This is a genomic window from Bacteroides sp. BFG-606 (assembly GCF_024788145.1).
GTDB lineage: Bacteria > Bacteroidota > Bacteroidia > Bacteroidales > Bacteroidaceae > Bacteroides > Bacteroides vicugnae.
In genome coordinates this window covers 2805701-2822625 of record NZ_JANUIL010000001.1, presented here as the reverse complement: position 1 = coordinate 2822625, position 16925 = coordinate 2805701, and the positions used below count along the sequence as shown (strand labels likewise).

At 42.0% G+C, this 16925-nt stretch carries 15 protein-coding genes and 1 pseudogene; 13 read left to right on the top strand and 3 right to left on the bottom strand.

Translation table 11 applies throughout. The features are described from left to right. Positions 1-51: 51 nt before the first annotated feature. The 11 genes and pseudogenes from NXV01_RS09950 to miaA all read left to right on the top strand — a co-directional run bounded on the left by NXV01_RS09950 (position 52) and on the right by miaA (position 11156). Positions 52-969 (top strand): YgcG family protein, encoded by a 918-nt coding sequence (locus NXV01_RS09950; protein ID WP_259022297.1) that lies wholly within the window; start codon positions 52-54, stop codon positions 967-969. A gap of 47 nt (positions 970-1016) precedes the next feature. After that, positions 1017-1598 (top strand): LemA family protein, encoded by a 582-nt coding sequence (locus NXV01_RS09945; protein ID WP_004304537.1) that lies wholly within the window; start codon positions 1017-1019, stop codon positions 1596-1598. Between the two features lie 210 nt (positions 1599-1808). Further along, a complete protein-coding gene (locus NXV01_RS09940) occupies positions 1809-2975 on the top strand; it encodes an AIR synthase-related protein (protein WP_004320904.1) in 1167 nt (388 codons plus the stop codon). Positions 2976-2978: 3 nt separating this feature from the next. Beyond that, positions 2979-4091: a peptide chain release factor 1 gene (prfA, locus tag NXV01_RS09935; RefSeq protein ID WP_074560074.1), complete on the top strand. Its 1113-nt coding sequence runs from the start codon at positions 2979-2981 to the stop codon at positions 4089-4091. A gap of 76 nt (positions 4092-4167) precedes the next feature. After that, positions 4168-4992, top strand: a complete 825-nt coding sequence (gene pyrF / locus NXV01_RS09930) for an orotidine-5'-phosphate decarboxylase (protein ID WP_074560076.1) — start codon at positions 4168-4170, stop codon at positions 4990-4992. A gap of 30 nt (positions 4993-5022) precedes the next feature. Beyond that, positions 5023-6253: pseudogene (locus NXV01_RS09925) on the top strand (HD domain-containing protein). Between the two features lie 82 nt (positions 6254-6335). Next, the gene (gene lpxD, locus NXV01_RS09920) at positions 6336-7376 is read left to right on the top strand and encodes a UDP-3-O-(3-hydroxymyristoyl)glucosamine N-acyltransferase (RefSeq protein ID WP_217721561.1); all 1041 of its coding nucleotides are present in this window, start codon (positions 6336-6338) and stop codon (positions 7374-7376) included. Between the two features lie 3 nt (positions 7377-7379). Further along, positions 7380-8765, top strand: a complete 1386-nt coding sequence (locus tag NXV01_RS09915) for a bifunctional UDP-3-O-[3-hydroxymyristoyl] N-acetylglucosamine deacetylase/3-hydroxyacyl-ACP dehydratase (protein WP_148364309.1) — start codon at positions 7380-7382, stop codon at positions 8763-8765. A gap of 19 nt (positions 8766-8784) precedes the next feature. Continuing rightward, positions 8785-9552 (top strand): acyl-ACP--UDP-N-acetylglucosamine O-acyltransferase, encoded by a 768-nt coding sequence (gene lpxA / locus NXV01_RS09910; protein ID WP_148364308.1) that lies wholly within the window; start codon positions 8785-8787, stop codon positions 9550-9552. A gap of 21 nt (positions 9553-9573) precedes the next feature. Beyond that, entirely contained in the window at positions 9574-10128 is a 555-nt protein-coding gene (locus tag NXV01_RS09905; protein WP_148364307.1) for a plasmid pRiA4b ORF-3 family protein, read from the top strand. A 128-nt stretch (positions 10129-10256) separates the two neighbouring features. Further along, positions 10257-11156 (top strand): tRNA (adenosine(37)-N6)-dimethylallyltransferase MiaA, encoded by a 900-nt coding sequence (gene miaA, locus NXV01_RS09900; RefSeq protein WP_259022296.1) that lies wholly within the window; start codon positions 10257-10259, stop codon positions 11154-11156. A 47-nt stretch (positions 11157-11203) separates the two neighbouring features. On the opposite strand, the gene NXV01_RS09895 is transcribed toward miaA, so the two are convergent. The 3 genes from NXV01_RS09895 to NXV01_RS09885 form a co-directional block, all read right to left on the bottom strand. Beyond that, positions 11204-12835 carry a M56 family metallopeptidase gene (locus NXV01_RS09895; RefSeq protein WP_259022295.1) on the bottom strand — a complete coding sequence of 544 codons (1632 nt, stop codon included), beginning with the start codon at positions 12833-12835 and terminating at the stop codon, positions 11204-11206. Positions 12836-12858: 23 nt separating this feature from the next. Then, positions 12859-13227: a BlaI/MecI/CopY family transcriptional regulator gene (locus tag NXV01_RS09890; RefSeq protein ID WP_009000503.1), complete on the bottom strand. Its 369-nt coding sequence runs from the start codon at positions 13225-13227 to the stop codon at positions 12859-12861. Positions 13228-13366: 139 nt separating this feature from the next. Then, entirely contained in the window at positions 13367-13669 is a 303-nt protein-coding gene (locus tag NXV01_RS09885) for a hypothetical protein (RefSeq protein ID WP_004304524.1), read from the bottom strand. A gap of 154 nt (positions 13670-13823) precedes the next feature. Here NXV01_RS09885 and NXV01_RS09880 point away from each other — a divergent pair, with 154 nt between their 5' ends. After that, complete coding sequence (locus tag NXV01_RS09880) at positions 13824-16034, top strand: S9 family peptidase (RefSeq protein WP_195648484.1); 2211 nt, start codon at positions 13824-13826, stop codon at positions 16032-16034. Further along, positions 16034-16882 (top strand): lipoyl synthase, encoded by an 849-nt coding sequence (gene lipA, locus NXV01_RS09875; protein ID WP_259022294.1) that lies wholly within the window; start codon positions 16034-16036, stop codon positions 16880-16882. Before NXV01_RS09880 ends, lipA begins: the two co-directional genes overlap by 1 nt. The last annotated feature ends 43 nt before the right edge of the window (positions 16883-16925 follow it).

Below are 16925 nucleotides of genomic sequence, written 5' to 3'. Positions count from 1 at the left end.
TAGATTCATAACAGAAAAAGTTTCTATATTTGCATACATAAAATATTCGTTATGAAATCAATATTGACTTTTATACTAGCAACTATTCTTCTGTTCCCACTACAAGCTCAAGAGAAAGTATACACGGTGGACAACCTACCGAAAGTTCACCTGCAAAACAAAATGCAATATGTTTGCAACCCGGCCGGCATACTTTCACAGGCAGCTTGTGACAGTATAGACTCCATGCTTTATGCCTTGGAACAACAAACAGGAATTGAAACAGTAGTTGCCGTAGTTCCTTCAATCGGAGAAGAAGATTGTTTCAACTTCTGCCACCAGCTACTCAACCAATGGGGTGTTGGGAAGAAAGGCAAAAATAATGGATTGGTCATTTTGTTGGTTACAGATCAACGTTGTATCCAGTTTTATACCGGTTATGGACTGGAAGGAGTGCTCCCCGATGCGATCTGCAAAAGGATTCAAACCAAATATATGATTCCTTACCTGAAAGACGGAAATTGGAATGCAGGAATGGTGGCTGGTCTTAAAGCAACTTGCCAGCGTCTTGACGGTTCCATGGAAAACGATGCCCTCTCCGATTCGAATGACGGTGGCTCCTTTGATTTTGTTCTTGCCATCCTTTGCTTTATTGTCATCGGTGGAGGTCTTGCTTTCTTTTCTGCACGCAGGCAAAGCCGTTGTCCGAAATGCGGTAAACACCAATTGCAAAGAACCGGAAGTGCAGTCGTATCCCGGATTAACGGAGTGAAAACTGAAGATGTCACCTATACATGTAGAAACTGCGGACATACCATCATACGTCGTCAACAAAGTTATGATAGCGACTACCATCACCGGGGAGGTGGCGGAGGCGGTCCATTTATCGGCGGCTTTGGCGGAGGTAGTTTAGGAGGCGGAGGCGGTTTCGGTGGAGGCAGCTTCGGCGGAGGAATGGGAGGCGGTGGTGGTGCCGGCTCACGTTTCTAAAGAAAATAAGAAAAAACAGATTATCAAATTCAATAAAAACAAGAAACATGAAGAAGTCAATTATTATCATCTTAGCCGTTGTGGCTATCCTTGTCATATGGGCAGTAAGTGTATATAACGGTCTGGTAACTATGGACGAGAATGTAAGTGGTCAATGGGCAAATGTAGAAACTCAATACCAACGCCGTGCCGACTTGATTCCTAATTTGGTAAATACCGTGAAAGGATATGCAACACATGAAAAGGAAACATTAGAGGGAGTTGTTGCCGCACGTAGCCAGGCAACTCAAATTAAAGTGGACGCCGCCGATCTGACACCGGAAAAGCTGGCGCAATATCAAAAGGCGCAAGGTGCTGTAACATCAGCACTGGGCAAGTTATTAGCTATTACCGAGAATTATCCCGACTTAAAAGCTAATCAAAACTTCCTGGAATTACAGGCTCAACTGGAAGGAACTGAAAACCGTATCAATGTAGCACGCAAAAATTTCAATGATGCTGCACAGGCTTATAACACCAATATCCGCCGTTTCCCTAAGAATATCTTTGCAGGAATGTTCGGCTTTGATAAGAAAGCATATTTTGAAGCAGAAGAAGGAAGCGAGAAGGCTCCGAAAGTAGAATTCTAAAAAAGATCAGATAAAGCCCTTACATATTAAGAGTTAAAATCACAGTTCTCATTACTATGATTTTAACTCTTAATTTTCTATTATTATTCTCCTTTTCAAGAGAATATTCTAAAGTAAAATAGTTAATGATTAACATTTGCCAGTACCTAGTTGGCTGTACCAAAAAAAAGCAGTACTTTTGCAGCCGTATACAATATAATTCTATAACTCATGAGTAATCAACGATACATGATGCGTGGAGTAAGCGCATCAAAAGAAGATGTGCACAACGCCATCAAGAACATCGACAAAGGAATCTTTCCGAAAGCATTCTGTAAAATTATTCCCGATATATTGGGAGGTGACCCGGAATATTGCAACATTATGCACGCCGATGGCGCCGGAACCAAATCATCTCTTGCTTATATGTACTGGAAAGAAACGGGTGATTTGTCCGTTTGGAAAGGCATCGCACAGGATGCATTGATTATGAATATCGACGACCTGCTTTGTGTAGGTGCCGTAGACAATATTCTTGTCTCTTCTACCATTGGACGTAATAAACTGTTGATTCCCGGAGAAGTAATTTCCGCCATCATCAATGGAACAGATGAATTGCTGGCCGAACTCCGTGAAATGGGGGTAGGTGTATACGCAACCGGTGGTGAAACAGCTGATGTCGGCGACTTGGTTCGTACAATCATCGTTGACTCTACCGTAACTTGTCGCATGAAACGTTCAGACGTTATCGACAATGCCAATATTCGTCCGGGTGACGTGATCGTCGGTCTGGCTTCTTACGGACAAGCTACTTACGAAAAAGAATACAATGGCGGTATGGGCAGCAATGGTTTGACAAGTGCCCGTCACGATGTATTCGGAAAATATCTTGCTGAAAAATATCCGGAAAGCTACGATGCTGCCGTTCCCGAAGAATTAGTTTACTCCGGCAAGTTAAAACTGACAGACAGTGTAGAAGATTCTCCGATTGATGCAGGTAAGTTGGTGCTCTCCCCTACTCGTACATACGCACCGGTAGTGAAGAAATTACTCGATGCACTGCGCCCGGAAATCCATGGAATGGTACACTGTTCCGGTGGTGCACAAACCAAAGTTTTACACTTTGTTGAAAATGTTCGTGTAGTAAAAGATAATCTTTTCCCCGTTCCTCCTTTATTCAAAACTATTCAAGAACAAAGCGGTACGGACTGGGCAGAAATGTACAAGGTATTCAATATGGGACATCGCCTCGAAGTCTACTTGTCACCGGAACATGCAGAAGAAGTAATTGCTATTTCCGAGTCATTCGGTATTCCGGCACAGATTGTAGGACGTGTTGAAGCATGTGAGCAAACAGAATTAATCATTAAGAGCGAATTCGGAGAATTTAGATACTAAAGAATGGCAGATAACAGTACCATATTAGAAAAATTAGACGGACTCGTAGCCCGTTTTGAAGAAATATCTACCCTTATCACAGACCCGGCAGTGATTGCCGATCAGAAACGTTACGTCAAGTTGACTAAAGAATATAAGGAATTAGACGACTTGATGAAAGCAAGGAAAGAATATATCCAATTACTGGGTAATATTGAAGAAGCTAAAAATATCCTTGCTAATGAATCGGACACCGAAATGCGCGAGATGGCAAAAGAAGAAATGGACAATAGTCAAGAGCGCCTTCCGGTATTGGAAGAAGAAATCAAACTGATGCTTGTCCCTGCCGATCCGCAAGACAGCAAGAACGCAATTCTTGAAATCCGTGGTGGTGCAGGAGGTGATGAAGCAGCTATCTTTGCCGGTGACCTCTTTCGTATGTATGCCAAATTCTGTGAAACCAAAGGCTGGAAGATGGAAGTCTCCAATGCAAATGAAGGGACAGCAGGAGGATTCAAAGAAGTTGTTTGTAGTGTCACAGGTGATAATGTATACGGAATTTTAAAATATGAATCGGGAGTACACCGCGTACAGCGTGTTCCTGCTACCGAAACACAAGGACGTGTTCATACTTCTGCCGCATCAGTGGCGGTACTTCCCGAAGCTGAAGAATTCGATGTAGTCATCAACGAAGGAGAAATCAAATGGGATACTTTCCGAAGTGGTGGTGCCGGTGGACAGAATGTAAATAAGGTAGAATCCGGAGTACGTCTGCGTTATATCTGGAAGAACCCGAATACAGGTATTGCCGAAGAAATACTCATTGAATGTACCGAAACACGTGACCAACCGAAAAATAAGGAACGTGCTTTGGCCCGCCTCCGTACGTTTATCTATGACAAGGAACATCAGAAATACATCGATGACATTGCCTCCAAACGTAAAACAATGGTATCGACCGGAGACCGTTCTGCTAAAATCCGCACCTACAACTATCCGCAGGGACGAATCACCGACCATCGCATCAATTACACGATTTATAATCTTGCTGCATTCATGGACGGGGATATTCAAGACTGCATCGACCACCTGATCGTAGCAGAAAACGCGGAACGCTTGAAAGAAAGCGAGCTTTAGAAAAATGAAGAGTTGATCGTTGAGAATGATTTCTTAGAAATAGTCAATAGTAAATTGTATAATAGTAAATAACAAGATGGATAAGCAACAATTATTTGAAAACATAAAGCGCAAAAAATCATTCCTCTGTGTAGGACTTGATACTGACATCAAGAAAATCCCGGAGCATCTGTTGAAAGAAGAAGATCCGATCTTTGCATTCAACAAAGCCATCATCGACGCGACAGCAGATTTGTGCATCGCCTATAAACCCAATCTGGCTTTCTATGAAAGCATGGGCGTAAAAGGATGGATCGCATTTGAAAAGACAGTAAAATACATCAAAGATAACTATCCGGATCAATTCATCATCGCTGACGCAAAGCGTGGTGACATCGGAAATACTTCTGCCATGTACGCCCGCACCTTCTTTGAAGAGCTTAATATCGACTCTGTAACGGTAGCTCCTTATATGGGCGAAGACAGTGTTACTCCGTTCCTTACCTATGAAGGTAAATGGGTGATCCTGTTGGCATTGACTTCCAACAAAGGTTCGCATGACTTCCAACTAACAGAAGATGTAAACGGCGAACGTCTGTTCGAGAAAGTATTACGTAAATCACAAGAATGGGCTAGTGACGACCGCATGATGTATGTGGTAGGTGCCACTCAAGGACGCGCTTTCGAAGATATTCGTAAAATTGTTCCGAACCATTTCCTTCTCGTACCAGGTGTAGGAGCACAAGGCGGCTCGCTCGAAGAAGTTTGTAAATACGGAATGAACAGTACATGCGGAATCATTGTTAATTCCTCACGTGGTATCATCTACGTAGATAAAACAGAGAAGTTTGCAGAAGCTGCCCGCACCGCCGCACAAGAAGTACAGGCGCAAATGGCTGAACAACTCAAAGCAATTCTCTGAAAAGAGAAAAAGGATCTCTAAAGAAAACGAATGCCTTACGAAAGAAAGATAATTAACGACCCCGTATTCGGGTTCATCAATATTCCAAAGGGGTTACTGTACGATATAGTACGGCATCCCCTTTTGCAGCGTCTTACCCGCATCAAGCAGGTAGGATTATCATCTGTTGTATACCCCGGTGCACAACATACCCGCTTCCAACACTCTTTAGGTGCTTTTTACTTGATGAGTGAAGCTATCAGCCAACTGGCTTCTAAAGGTAATTTCATCTTTGACAGTGGAAGCGGAAGCTGTACAGGCCGCCATCCTGTTACATGATATAGGACATGGGCCTTTCTCACATGTACTGGAAGATACTATAGTAAAAGGGGTCTCCCACGAAGAGATTTCCCTCATGCTGATGGAACGGATGAACAAAGAGATGAGTGGTCAGCTTAGTCTTGCCATTCAAATCTTCAAAGACGAATATCCAAAACGCTTTCTCCATCAACTTGTAAGCGGTCAGCTGGATATGGACAGATTGGATTATCTTCGCCGCGACAGCTTTTACACAGGTGTGACAGAAGGAAATATCGGTTCCGCACGGATTATAAAAATGCTTGATGTAGCGGACGACCGCCTGGTTGTCGAATCCAAAGGAATCTACTCTATCGAGAATTTCCTTACGGCACGTCGCCTGATGTACTGGCAAGTATATCTGCATAAGACGTCCGTCGCATACGAAAAAATGCTTATCAGTACCCTATTACGTGCTAAAGAACTGGCATCACAAGGAGTGGAACTGTTCGCATCACCCGCATTGCGTTTTTTCCTTTACAATGATATCAATCCTACGGAGTTCTATAACAACCCCGACTGTCTGGAGAATTTTATTCAACTGGACGACAATGATATATGGACAGCCTTGAAAGTCTGGAGTACCCATGCAGACAAGGTTCTTTCTACTTTAAGCATGGGAATGATAAACCGAAATATCTTTAAAGTAGAAATTTCATCGGAACCGATTAGTGAGGACAGAAAAAAAGAATTAACTTTGCACATCAGCCAGCAATTAGGTATAACCCTTTCCGAAGCGAACTATTTTGTCTCTACCCCCAGCATCGAAAAGAATATGTATGACCCGGCAGATGACAGTATTGACATTATCTACAAAGACGGCACTATCAAAAATATTGCCGAAGCATCGGACATGCTGAACATCTCATTATTGTCCAAAAAGGTAAAGAAATACTATCTCTGCTATCAGAGATTACACAGATAAGTATAAAATATTCATGCAATAACACGGAAATCTGAAAAAAAAATCCGTTATTTGTGAACTAATTAAATTTTAAATTAAAGACATGGAGTTCTCGGCTAAGCAAATTGCAGCATTTATCCAAGGGGAAATCATTGGAGACGAAAACGCTACGGTACACACATTCGCTAAAATTGAAGAGGGAATGCCCGGAGCAATTTCTTTCCTGTCAAATCCCAAATATACACCTTACATCTACGAGACACAATCAAGCATTGTCCTGGTTAACAAGGACTTCACTCCCGAGCACGAAATAAAAGCTACTCTGATTAAGGTAGACAATGCATATGAAAGTCTGGCTAAATTGCTCAATCTTTATGAGATGAGCAAGCCTAAGAAACAAGGTATAGATTCATTAGCTTTCGTTGCACCCAGCGCCAAAATTGGTGAGAACGTATACATCGGTGCATTTGCCTATATCGGTGAAAATACCGTGATCGGAGATAATACCCAAATTTATCCACACACTTTTGTTGGAGACGGCGTGAAGATAGGCAACAGTTGCTTGCTTTACTCCAATGTAAATGTTTATCATGATTGCCGCATAGGTAACGAATGTATCCTGCACTCGGGTGCAGTGATCGGAGCTGACGGATTTGGCTTTGCTCCCACTCCGAACGGATACGATAAGATTCCGCAAATCGGAATTGTCATTCTGGAAGATAAAGTAGATATAGGTGCTAATACTTGTGTAGACCGTGCTACAATGGGAGCTACGGTAGTGCATAGTGGTGTCAAATTAGACAATCTGATACAAATAGCACATAATGATGAAATAGGTTCGCATACCGTAATGGCTGCACAAGCCGGAATTGCCGGTTCTACCAAAATTGGTGAATGGTGTATGATCGGAGGCCAGGTAGGTATTGCAGGACATTCCAAGATAGGAGACAAAGTTGGTTTAGGCGCACAGTCAGGTGTACCCGGAGACATCAAATCCGGTAGTCAACTTATCGGAACTCCTCCCATGGAACTGAAGCAATACTTTAAAGCATCCGTCGCACAAAGAAGCTTGCCGGATATGCAGAAAGAATTGCGTAATCTGCGCAAAGAAGTAGAAGAATTAAAACAACTATTAAATAAGTAACCAATGCTGAAACAAAAAACGCTGAAAGATAGCTTTTCACTGAGCGGGAAAGGTCTTCACACTGGACTTGATCTCACTGTAACATTTAATCCTGCTCCGGACAATCACGGATATAAGATCCAGCGCATTGACGTAGAAGGACAACCAACTATCGATGCAGTAGCCGACAATGTGACAGAAACCACTCGTGGTACTGTATTGTCGAAGAATGGAGTCAAAGTAAGCACCGTTGAACATGGTATGGCAGCCCTCTACGCACTGGGCATTGATAACTGCCTCATCCAGGTTAACGGACCGGAATTTCCTATTTTAGATGGTAGTGCACAATATTATGTACAAGAAATAGAACGTGTAGGAACCGTAGAACAAAATGCCGTCAAAGACTTTTATATTATCAAGTCTAAAATTGAGTTCCGGGATGAAACGACAGGCTCTTCTATCATTGTACTTCCTGACGAGAATTTCAGTCTGAATGTACTGGTTTCTTACGATTCAACCATTATTCCGAATCAGTTTGCTACACTCGAAGATATGCATAATTTCAAAGACGAAGTGGCTGCCAGCCGTACTTTCGTCTTTGTTCGCGAAATAGAACCGCTGCTTTCCGCCGGATTGATTAAAGGGGGTGACCTGGACAATGCAATCGTAATCTACGAGCGTAAGATGTCACAGGAAAGTTTCGACAAGTTGGCAGATGTGATGGGAGTACCTCACATGGACGCTGAACAATTAGGCTATATCAACCACAAGCCGTTGGTTTGGCCCAATGAATGTGCCCGCCACAAGTTGTTGGATGTGATCGGTGACCTTGCTTTAATTGGTAAACCGATTAAAGGTCGTATCATTGCTACCCGTCCCGGACATACTATCAATAATAAGTTTGCACGCCAGATGCGGAAAGAAATCCGTTTGCACGAGATACAGGCGCCAAGTTACGACTGTAGTCGTGAGCCGGTAATGGATGTAAACCGTATCCGCGAATTATTGCCGCACCGCTATCCTTTCCAACTGGTTGACAAAGTGATTGAGATTGGTGCTAACTACATTGTAGGTATCAAAAATATCACGGCTAACGAACCTTTCTTTCAGGGACATTTCCCACAAGAACCTGTGATGCCGGGAGTACTTCAAGTAGAAGCAATGGCACAAGTCGGTGGTTTACTTGTCTTGAATTCAGTAGACGAACCCGAACGTTATTCTACCTATTTCATGAAAATAGATGGAGTGAAATTTCGCCAGAAAGTAGTGCCGGGAGATACTATTATCTTCCGTGTAGAAATGCTGGCACCTATCCGCCGCGGCATTTCTACTATGAAAGGATATGCATTTGTTGGCGAGAAAGTTGTTTGCGAAGCAGAGTTCATGGCACAAATAGTGAAAAATAAGTAATAATTGATATATTAAAAGCATGATAAGTCCTTTAGCGTATATTCATCCCGAAGCTAAAATCGGGGAAAATGTAGAAATTGCGCCTTTTGTATTTATAGATAAGAACGTAGTTATCGGCGACAACAATAAAATTATGGCTAACGCCAATATTTTATATGGTTCACGTATTGGTAACGGAAACACTATTTTTCCGGGTGCTGTTATCGGAGCCGTTCCGCAGGACCTTAAGTTTCGCGGTGAAGAATCGACAGCCGAAATCGGGGATAATAATCTGATTCGTGAAAATGTAACAATCAACCGTGGTACAGCAGCTAAAGGGCGCACGATTGTAGGAAATAACAATCTACTGATGGAGGGTGTACACGTAGCACACGACGCATTGGTTGGTAACGGATGTATCATCGGTAACTCTACCAAGATGGCAGGTGAAATCATCATTGATGATAATGCGATTGTCAGTGCTAATGTATTGATGCACCAATTCTGTCATGTAGGGAGTCATGTAATGATTCAGGGCGGCTGCCGCTTCAGTAAAGATATTCCTCCTTACATCATCGCAGGACGTGAACCGATTGCCTTCAGTGGAATCAATATCATCGGTCTGCGCCGTCGTGGTTTTGCCAATGAAGTGATCGAAAGTATTCACAATGCATATCGTATCATTTATCAAAGTGGTTTGAACACGACAGAAGCATTGAAGAAAATAGAAGATGAATTTGAAAAAAGTCCGGAAATTGACTATATTATTGATTTCATCCGTAATTCAGAACGTGGTATCATTAAATAAACAGTTCAAAATAGTCATATTATGATATACAGATTTACTATCATATCTGATGAAGTTGACGATTTTGTCAGAGAAATACAAATTGATCCGGAAGCTACTTTTTATGACTTCCATGAAGCAATACTGAAATCAGTAGGGTACACAAACGACCAGATGACTTCTTTCTTTATCTGCGATGACGATTGGGAAAAAGGAAAAGAAGTAACCTTGGAAGAAATGGACGACAATCCGGAAATGGATAGCTGGGTAATGAAAGACACTGTTATCAGTGAACTGGTGGAAGATGAAAAACAGAAACTGCTATATGTATTCGATTACATAACAGAACGTTGTTTCTTCATCGAACTATCCGAAATTATCACCGGAAAAGATATGAATGGTGCCAAATGTACCAAGAAATCAGGAGATGCCCCTAAACAAACGGTAGATTTTGAAGAAATGGCCGCTGCCAGCGGTTCTCTTGATCTGGATGAAAACTTCTATGGTGACCAAGATTTCGACATGGAAGACTTCGATCAGGAAGGATTCGACATAGGCGGTGACGCAAGTACTCCATACGAAGAAGAAAAATTCTAAGTATTAAGTACTAGGTATTAGGTATTAATTGCTATGCAGCGCCAGGCAGTTAATACCTAATATTTTTTAGTTCCCCACACATCTTAATACTTAATACTTGATACATAATACTTAATACTTAAAGCCCAATGCCTACTCTCATTGTTCTAATAGGTCCTACAGGTGTAGGGAAAACGGAATTGAGCCTGCGCTTAGCAGAAACTTTTCAGACAAGTATTGTATCTGCCGATTCGAGACAGCTTTATGCCGAATTAAAAATAGGCACGGCAGCTCCTACTCCCGATCAACTTAAACGTGTCCCTCATCAATTGGTTGGTACACTCCACCTTACAGACTATTACAGCGCCGCCCAATATGAAATAGAAGCATTGGAAATTCTGGAAAAATTATTTACGCAACATGAAGTTGTGATTCTCACAGGTGGCTCAATGATGTATGTAGACGCTATCTGTAAAGGTATCGACGATATTCCTACCGTTGATGCGGAAACCCGTCAACTCATGCTACAGAAATATGAGGAGGAAGGACTTGAACAACTCTGTGCAGAACTTCGCCTGCTAGATCCGGAATATTATCGGATAGTGGATCTGAAGAATCCCAAACGTGTAATTCATGCATTGGAAATTTGCTATATGACCGGACGCACTTATACTTCTTTTCGCACCCAACAAAAAAAGCAACGTCCTTTCCGTATTCTAAAAATCGGTCTGACTCGCGACCGGGAAGAGTTGTATGACCGTATTAACCATCGGGTAGATCAGATGATGGAGGAAGGATTACTGGAAGAAGTACGCTCGGTACTTCCCTATCGCCACCTCAATTCGCTCAACACAGTAGGTTATAAAGAACTGTTCAAGTATCTGGATGGAGAATGGGAACTCCCCTTTGCCATAGATAAAATCAAGCAAAACTCCCGCATTTATTCGCGTAAACAGATGACTTGGTTCAAAAGAGATGAAGAAATACAATGGTTCCATCCGGAACAAGAAACGGAGATACTGGCGTACCTCCGTCAATTTTTATCATAATGTATTTTGACCGTATTTGAAAATAGAGAGTATTTGAAAATCCACTGCTATTCTTCGGATACGGTTGTTTTTATTGTGGAAGTTACTGTATCATTCACAGTACGAATAGGAATCTGACGGACTTGATATTCCTCTTTTACTAAAAGATTCACTTCAATCACTCCATTCTTCCCCTTATCACCATAAGCCGCCAAAGCATTCTTATCTTTCAATACAGATATACTTCTAATACGATCAGGAGATATATTTGCCAAAGGATCATCACCAGAAGCCTCTTTGCCATCAATAATAATCAAAGGCTTCCCTCCAGTAGCAGAATGAAACGTAACACCCCAATTCTTAGCCCCACTATTCAATGCGTCTAACCTTGTTTTATTAAGACTTCCTATTTCTATCTTTTTCGGTTTAAACTTCTTTTCCGAATATAGCTTTATATTCATCAATCCATCCTTGGCTTTTTCTCCATAAATCTTGATAGCCTTTTCAGCACCTATAACAGAGATACTCTCAATACGTTCCGGATTCAAGGCATTTACCACTTCATAGTCTGACTCCTTCCCATTAATAATAACTAAAGGTTTTTCTTCACCTGAAATTCCCCGCACCGAAACAGCCACCTCCTTTTCTCCGGATGTTAAGACAGAATCTTTCTTTTCTGCACGATACCCTACCACTATCACCTTATTTTTAGCAGTATCAGCCGGTTCCTTAACAACATTTTCTTCACTCTTTTTTTCTACAATTGCTGCCAAATCATTAACTTTGGCGACAGAAATCTCTTCCATTGTTTCAGAGATTTCAGGACGGGCAAAAGCGGTTACTGCAATAGCTGCCAACGGAAGTACATACAAATACTTCAACCGTGCCCACGGATTCGATTTTTCTTTTAACATCATAGTGATACGTTTTTTAAGTTTACTGTGATTAAAGCTGTTGGCCATAGAGTAGAGCCTTGTGCCAACAGCTTTTTTTATTAATAATAGTTGATATTCCTTCGCGTTTACACCCTCATTGATTACAGTCTCATCCGCTTCGTACTCATGAATATTCTGCAACTCCTGTTTCAACAACCACGCACCAGGGTTGAACCATTGGAAAAAGATGCAAATATCCGCCACCAATAAGTCAACTGAATGACGATGGTTAATATGAGCCATTTCATGAATAAGGATTTCCCTCCCGTTTTCCTTCAGGTCTTTCCGGCTGATGACAATATACTTCATCCAACTGAACGGAGCTATCTCCTGATTGTGCACCACAAGTGTACCCCCCTTTTCCAACTTCTCATGTTTACCGGAATGTATTAACCGGAAGAGACAAATCAAAGAATAGATATTGCGACAGGCAAGAAACAGAATACCCGCCAAATAAACCAGCAGAACCACCTGTACCCAAGATATAGCCGACGTCTCCTGCACTACATCAGCATCAACAGGGGTAGCTTCCAACTCTGCCATCAGTAGCAACTGCTCGATGGAAAGCATAGCCTGTTGCACCTCAACCTGATGCCGGGTAGTTACTTCGATACAAGGAATGAGTAATGAAAAGAACAACACTCCCAATAAAGCCATTCGATTGAAACGATGAAAAGTTTCCTTGCTAAGTAATAACCTGAAAAACAGGTAAAACAAAACAAGACAAACTGACGATTTTAATATATAGATGAAGAAAACTCCCATAGCATAGATTTTCGTTAAAAAGATTAGTGTTTCTTATCAGCCTGTTCCACTTCGTGAATGAGTTGTTTCAATTCATCCAACGAAATATCTTCCTCTTTAACCAAAGAAGAAACAGCATTCAGATAAGAATTATTAAAATACTTGCTAATCACATTCCGCAACGTTCCTTTACGAAAATCCTCTTCACTGACTACGGGATAGTATTGATAAGTATTCCCAAAAGTATAGTGAGCTAAAAAACCTTTTTCTTCCAGCCCACGCACAATCGTAGATAATGTATTAAAATGAGGCTTGGGCTCTTCATAGAAAGCCAACATTTCTTTCACAAACAAGGGGCCTTTTTCCCAGAAAAAGCCCATGATTTCTTCTTCTTTTGCTGTTAATCCTTTCATATCTGCAACTTTGTTTGCTGCAAATAACGAAAAGTTTTAGTTCATAAACTAATTTATCTAGTTAAAGTAAACTAAAAGCTATAGTTAAGAAGAAAATCTTACTATTAAATACCTGTGAAACAGAATTTCTACTAATCCTTTAGCCCCACAGTTTATTCACAATAAAGTTGCCGATATAGAATAAGTCGCCCATAAAAACAATACTGAATACCAGAAAAGTGAAACAAGTACTCCATCGGGCTCCTCCATCCTCTTCGCCGCGTTTGATACGGAGCAAGGAACTATGCAAACAATCACCTGCTATGAACAGCACAAACAAACTCGGTATCAAGTCACCCCACGATACCAACCACAGATTATCCCCCTTCCCTAACAGGAATGTCAATGCTACGGCCAATAAGAAGACAGAAGCATATTGCAAGTCTTTTCTTTTTGAATTCATAGTGGTAATGTTTAAAGTCCTTTTCACAAAGATATTGAATCTCACCCAATAATCCTTATCAAATCTATATAAAAATCGGTCAGGCTTTGTTGAATCTAAGTTTATTGTTACTTTTGCAAGTACGAATTAAAACCAAAACCGATTATAAAAGCAGATGAAAAAGATCAGCATCACTTTATTACTCTGCCTTCTCTGTCTGACCGGAATGGCACAAGGACAAAAGGCACTCGATTTAAAAGATATCACCTCCGGACGTTTCCGCCCGGAAAATATCCAGGGAGTAATCCCCATGCCTGATGGCGAACACTACACGCAGATGAACGCCGACGGCACGCAAATCATTAAATACTCTTTCAAAACAGGCGAGAAAGTAGAAGTGATTTTCGATGTAAGCACTACACGCGAATGTGACTTCAAGAACTTCGACAGTTACCAGTTCTCGCCCGACGGTCAGAAATTGCTGATTGCTACTAAAACGACACCTATATATAGGCATTCATACACAGCTGTACATTACATTTACCCTTTGAAACGAAATGATAAGGGCGTTACGACAAACAACATTATTGAACGGCTGTCTGACGGTGGACCTCAACAGGTCCCCGTCTTTTCTCCAGACGGTACAATGATTGCTTTTGTCCGCAACAATAACATATTTCTTGTTAAGCTGCTTTATGGCAACAGTGAAAGCCAAATCACGGAGGATGGCAAACAGAACTCTGTAATCAACGGCATCCCCGACTGGGTGTATGAAGAAGAGTTCGGTTTCGACCGTGCTTTGGAATTCAGCGCTGACAATACACTGATCGCTTTCATCCGCTTCGATGAGTCAGAAGTTCCCTCCTATTCTTTTCCGGTATTTGCCGGGCAAGCACCCCACATTGATGCTTTAAAAGATTATCCGGGTGAATATACCTACAAGTATCCGAAAGCCGGATACCCGAATTCGAAAGTAGAAGTACGCACGTATGACATCAAGTCACATGTCACCCGTACGATGAAACTCCCGCTGGATGCAGATGGATACATTCCGCGTATCCGTTTCACAAAGGATGCCAACAAATTGGCTATCATGACATTGAACCGTCATCAAGACCGTTTCGATCTCTACTTTGCCGATCCTCGTTCAACACTTTGCAAACTAATACTCCGTGATGAATCTCCTTATTACATAAAGGAGAATATTTTCGATAACATTCAGTTCTATCCGGAATATTTCAGCCTGCTTAGCGAACGTGACGGTTACAGTCATCTCTATTGGTATAGCATGGGAGGTAACCTGATTAAAAAGGTTACTAATGGTAAGTTCGAAGTGAAAGATTTCCTGGGATATGATGAAGAAGACGGCTCTTTCTATTATACCAGCAACGAAGAGAGTCCTCTGCGCAAGGCTGTCTATAAAACAGACAAGAAAGGCAAAAAGACCAAATTGTCTCAACAGGCAGGAACCAATACACCGCTTTTCAGCAAATCGATGAAGTATTATATGAACAAGTTCTCCAGCCTGGATACTCCTTTGTTAGTTACCTTGAACGATAATTCGGGCAAAACGCTCAAAACGCTTATTACAAATGATGCGTTGAAACAAACATTGTCCGGATATGCAGTACCACAAAAAGAGTTCTTTACTTTCCAGACTACAGATGGCGTGAAGTTGAACGGCTGGATGATGAAACCGGTTAATTTCTCCGCATCCAAAAAATATCCGGTACTGATGTATCAATATAGTGGCCCGGGTTCCCAACAGGTATTGGATACTTGGGGAATCAGCTGGGAGACATACATGGCAAGCCTCGGTTATATCGTGGTATGTGTAGATGGTCGTGGCACTGGAGGCCGTGGAGAAGCTTTTGAGAAATGTACCTATTTGAAAATCGGAGTCAAAGAAGCCAAAGACCAGGTGGAAACAGCGCTTTACCTAGGCAAACAAGCGTATGTGGACAAAAACCGCATCGGTATCTGGGGTTGGAGTTATGGCGGATACATGACTCTTATGAGCATGAGCGAAGGAACTCCCGTATTCAAAGCCGGAGTAGCAGTAGCCGCACCGACCGACTGGCGTTTCTATGATACGATTTATACCGAACGTTTCATGCGCACTCCCAAAGAAAATGCGGAAGGATATAAGGAATCATCAGCCTTCACCCGTGCCGATAAACTTCATGGAAATTTATTGCTGGTACATGGTATGGCAGATGACAATGTTCACTTCCAGAACTGCGCAGAATATGCCGAACAGTTAGTCCAGCTTGGAAAACAATTTGATATGCAAGTGTACACGAATCGTAATCATGGAATATATGGTGGCAATACCCGCCAACACTTGTACACACGGTTAACCAACTTCTTCTTGAACAACTTATAATGACGGATAGAGTACGTAAGCCCGAATGGCTGAAAATTAATATCGGTGCCAACGAACGATACACCGAAACAAAGCGAATTGTCGACTCCCACTGCTTGCACACTATATGCAGCAGTGGGCGTTGCCCTAATATGGGGGAATGCTGGGGAAAAGGAACTGCCACCTTCATGATTGGCGGTGATATCTGCACACGTAGCTGTAAATTTTGTAACACACAGACAGGACGTCCCCATCCGTTAGATGTAAACGAACCGACGCACGTAGCAGAGTCCATCGCACTGATGAAACTGGATCATGCCGTCATCACCTCTGTAGACCGGGATGATTTACCTGATTTGGGAGCAGCACATTGGGCACGTACCATCCGGGAAATAAAACGGTTGAATCCACAGACAACCATTGAAGTACTGATTCCGGATTTTCAAGGCAGAATGGAGTTGGTAGATTTAGTAATTGACGCCCGCCCCGACATCATATCACACAATATGGAAACTGTGCGCCGCATTAGTCCACTAGTGCGCAGTGCAGCAAATTATGATACAAGCTTACAGGTTATCAGGCACATTTCCGAAAAGGGAGTCAAATCTAAAAGCGGCATTATGGTCGGACTGGGTGAAACTCCGGAGGAAGTCGAAACATTGATGGACGATCTGTTAGCAACCGGTTGCCAGATCCTTACCATAGGTCAATACCTGCAACCGAGTCACCGGCATTATCCTGTTGCGGCATACATCACTCCGGTGCAATTCGCGAAATATAAAACAGTTGGTTTAGAGAAAGGGTTCAACATCGTAGAGAGTGCTCCCCTTGTTCGTTCCTCCTACCATGCAGAGAAACATATTCGTTAGAAAACAAAACACATACACTATTTGTTTTATAGATAGAACCGAC

Bases quoted from the DNA above. Each gene is read 5' to 3' on its own strand.
- NXV01_RS09950 (WP_259022297.1), top strand. From the start codon at position 52: ATGAAATCAATATTGACTTTTATACTAGCAACTATTCTTCTGTTCCCA.
- NXV01_RS09945 (WP_004304537.1), top strand. From the start codon at position 1,017: ATGAAGAAGTCAATTATTATCATCTTAGCCGTTGTGGCTATCCTTGTC.
- NXV01_RS09940 (WP_004320904.1), top strand. From the start codon at position 1,809: ATGAGTAATCAACGATACATGATGCGTGGAGTAAGCGCATCAAAAGAA.
- prfA (WP_074560074.1), top strand. From the start codon at position 2,979: ATGGCAGATAACAGTACCATATTAGAAAAATTAGACGGACTCGTAGCC.
- pyrF (WP_074560076.1), top strand. From the start codon at position 4,168: ATGGATAAGCAACAATTATTTGAAAACATAAAGCGCAAAAAATCATTC.
- lpxD (WP_217721561.1), top strand. From the start codon at position 6,336: ATGGAGTTCTCGGCTAAGCAAATTGCAGCATTTATCCAAGGGGAAATC.
- NXV01_RS09915 (WP_148364309.1), top strand. From the start codon at position 7,380: ATGCTGAAACAAAAAACGCTGAAAGATAGCTTTTCACTGAGCGGGAAA.
- lpxA (WP_148364308.1), top strand. From the start codon at position 8,785: ATGATAAGTCCTTTAGCGTATATTCATCCCGAAGCTAAAATCGGGGAA.
- NXV01_RS09905 (WP_148364307.1), top strand. From the start codon at position 9,574: ATGATATACAGATTTACTATCATATCTGATGAAGTTGACGATTTTGTC.
- miaA (WP_259022296.1), top strand. From the start codon at position 10,257: ATGCCTACTCTCATTGTTCTAATAGGTCCTACAGGTGTAGGGAAAACG.
- NXV01_RS09895 (WP_259022295.1), bottom strand. From the start codon at position 12,835: ATGGGAGTTTTCTTCATCTATATATTAAAATCGTCAGTTTGTCTTGTT.
- NXV01_RS09890 (WP_009000503.1), bottom strand. From the start codon at position 13,227: ATGAAAGGATTAACAGCAAAAGAAGAAGAAATCATGGGCTTTTTCTGG.
- NXV01_RS09885 (WP_004304524.1), bottom strand. From the start codon at position 13,669: ATGAATTCAAAAAGAAAAGACTTGCAATATGCTTCTGTCTTCTTATTG.
- NXV01_RS09880 (WP_195648484.1), top strand. From the start codon at position 13,824: ATGAAAAAGATCAGCATCACTTTATTACTCTGCCTTCTCTGTCTGACC.
- lipA (WP_259022294.1), top strand. From the start codon at position 16,034: ATGACGGATAGAGTACGTAAGCCCGAATGGCTGAAAATTAATATCGGT.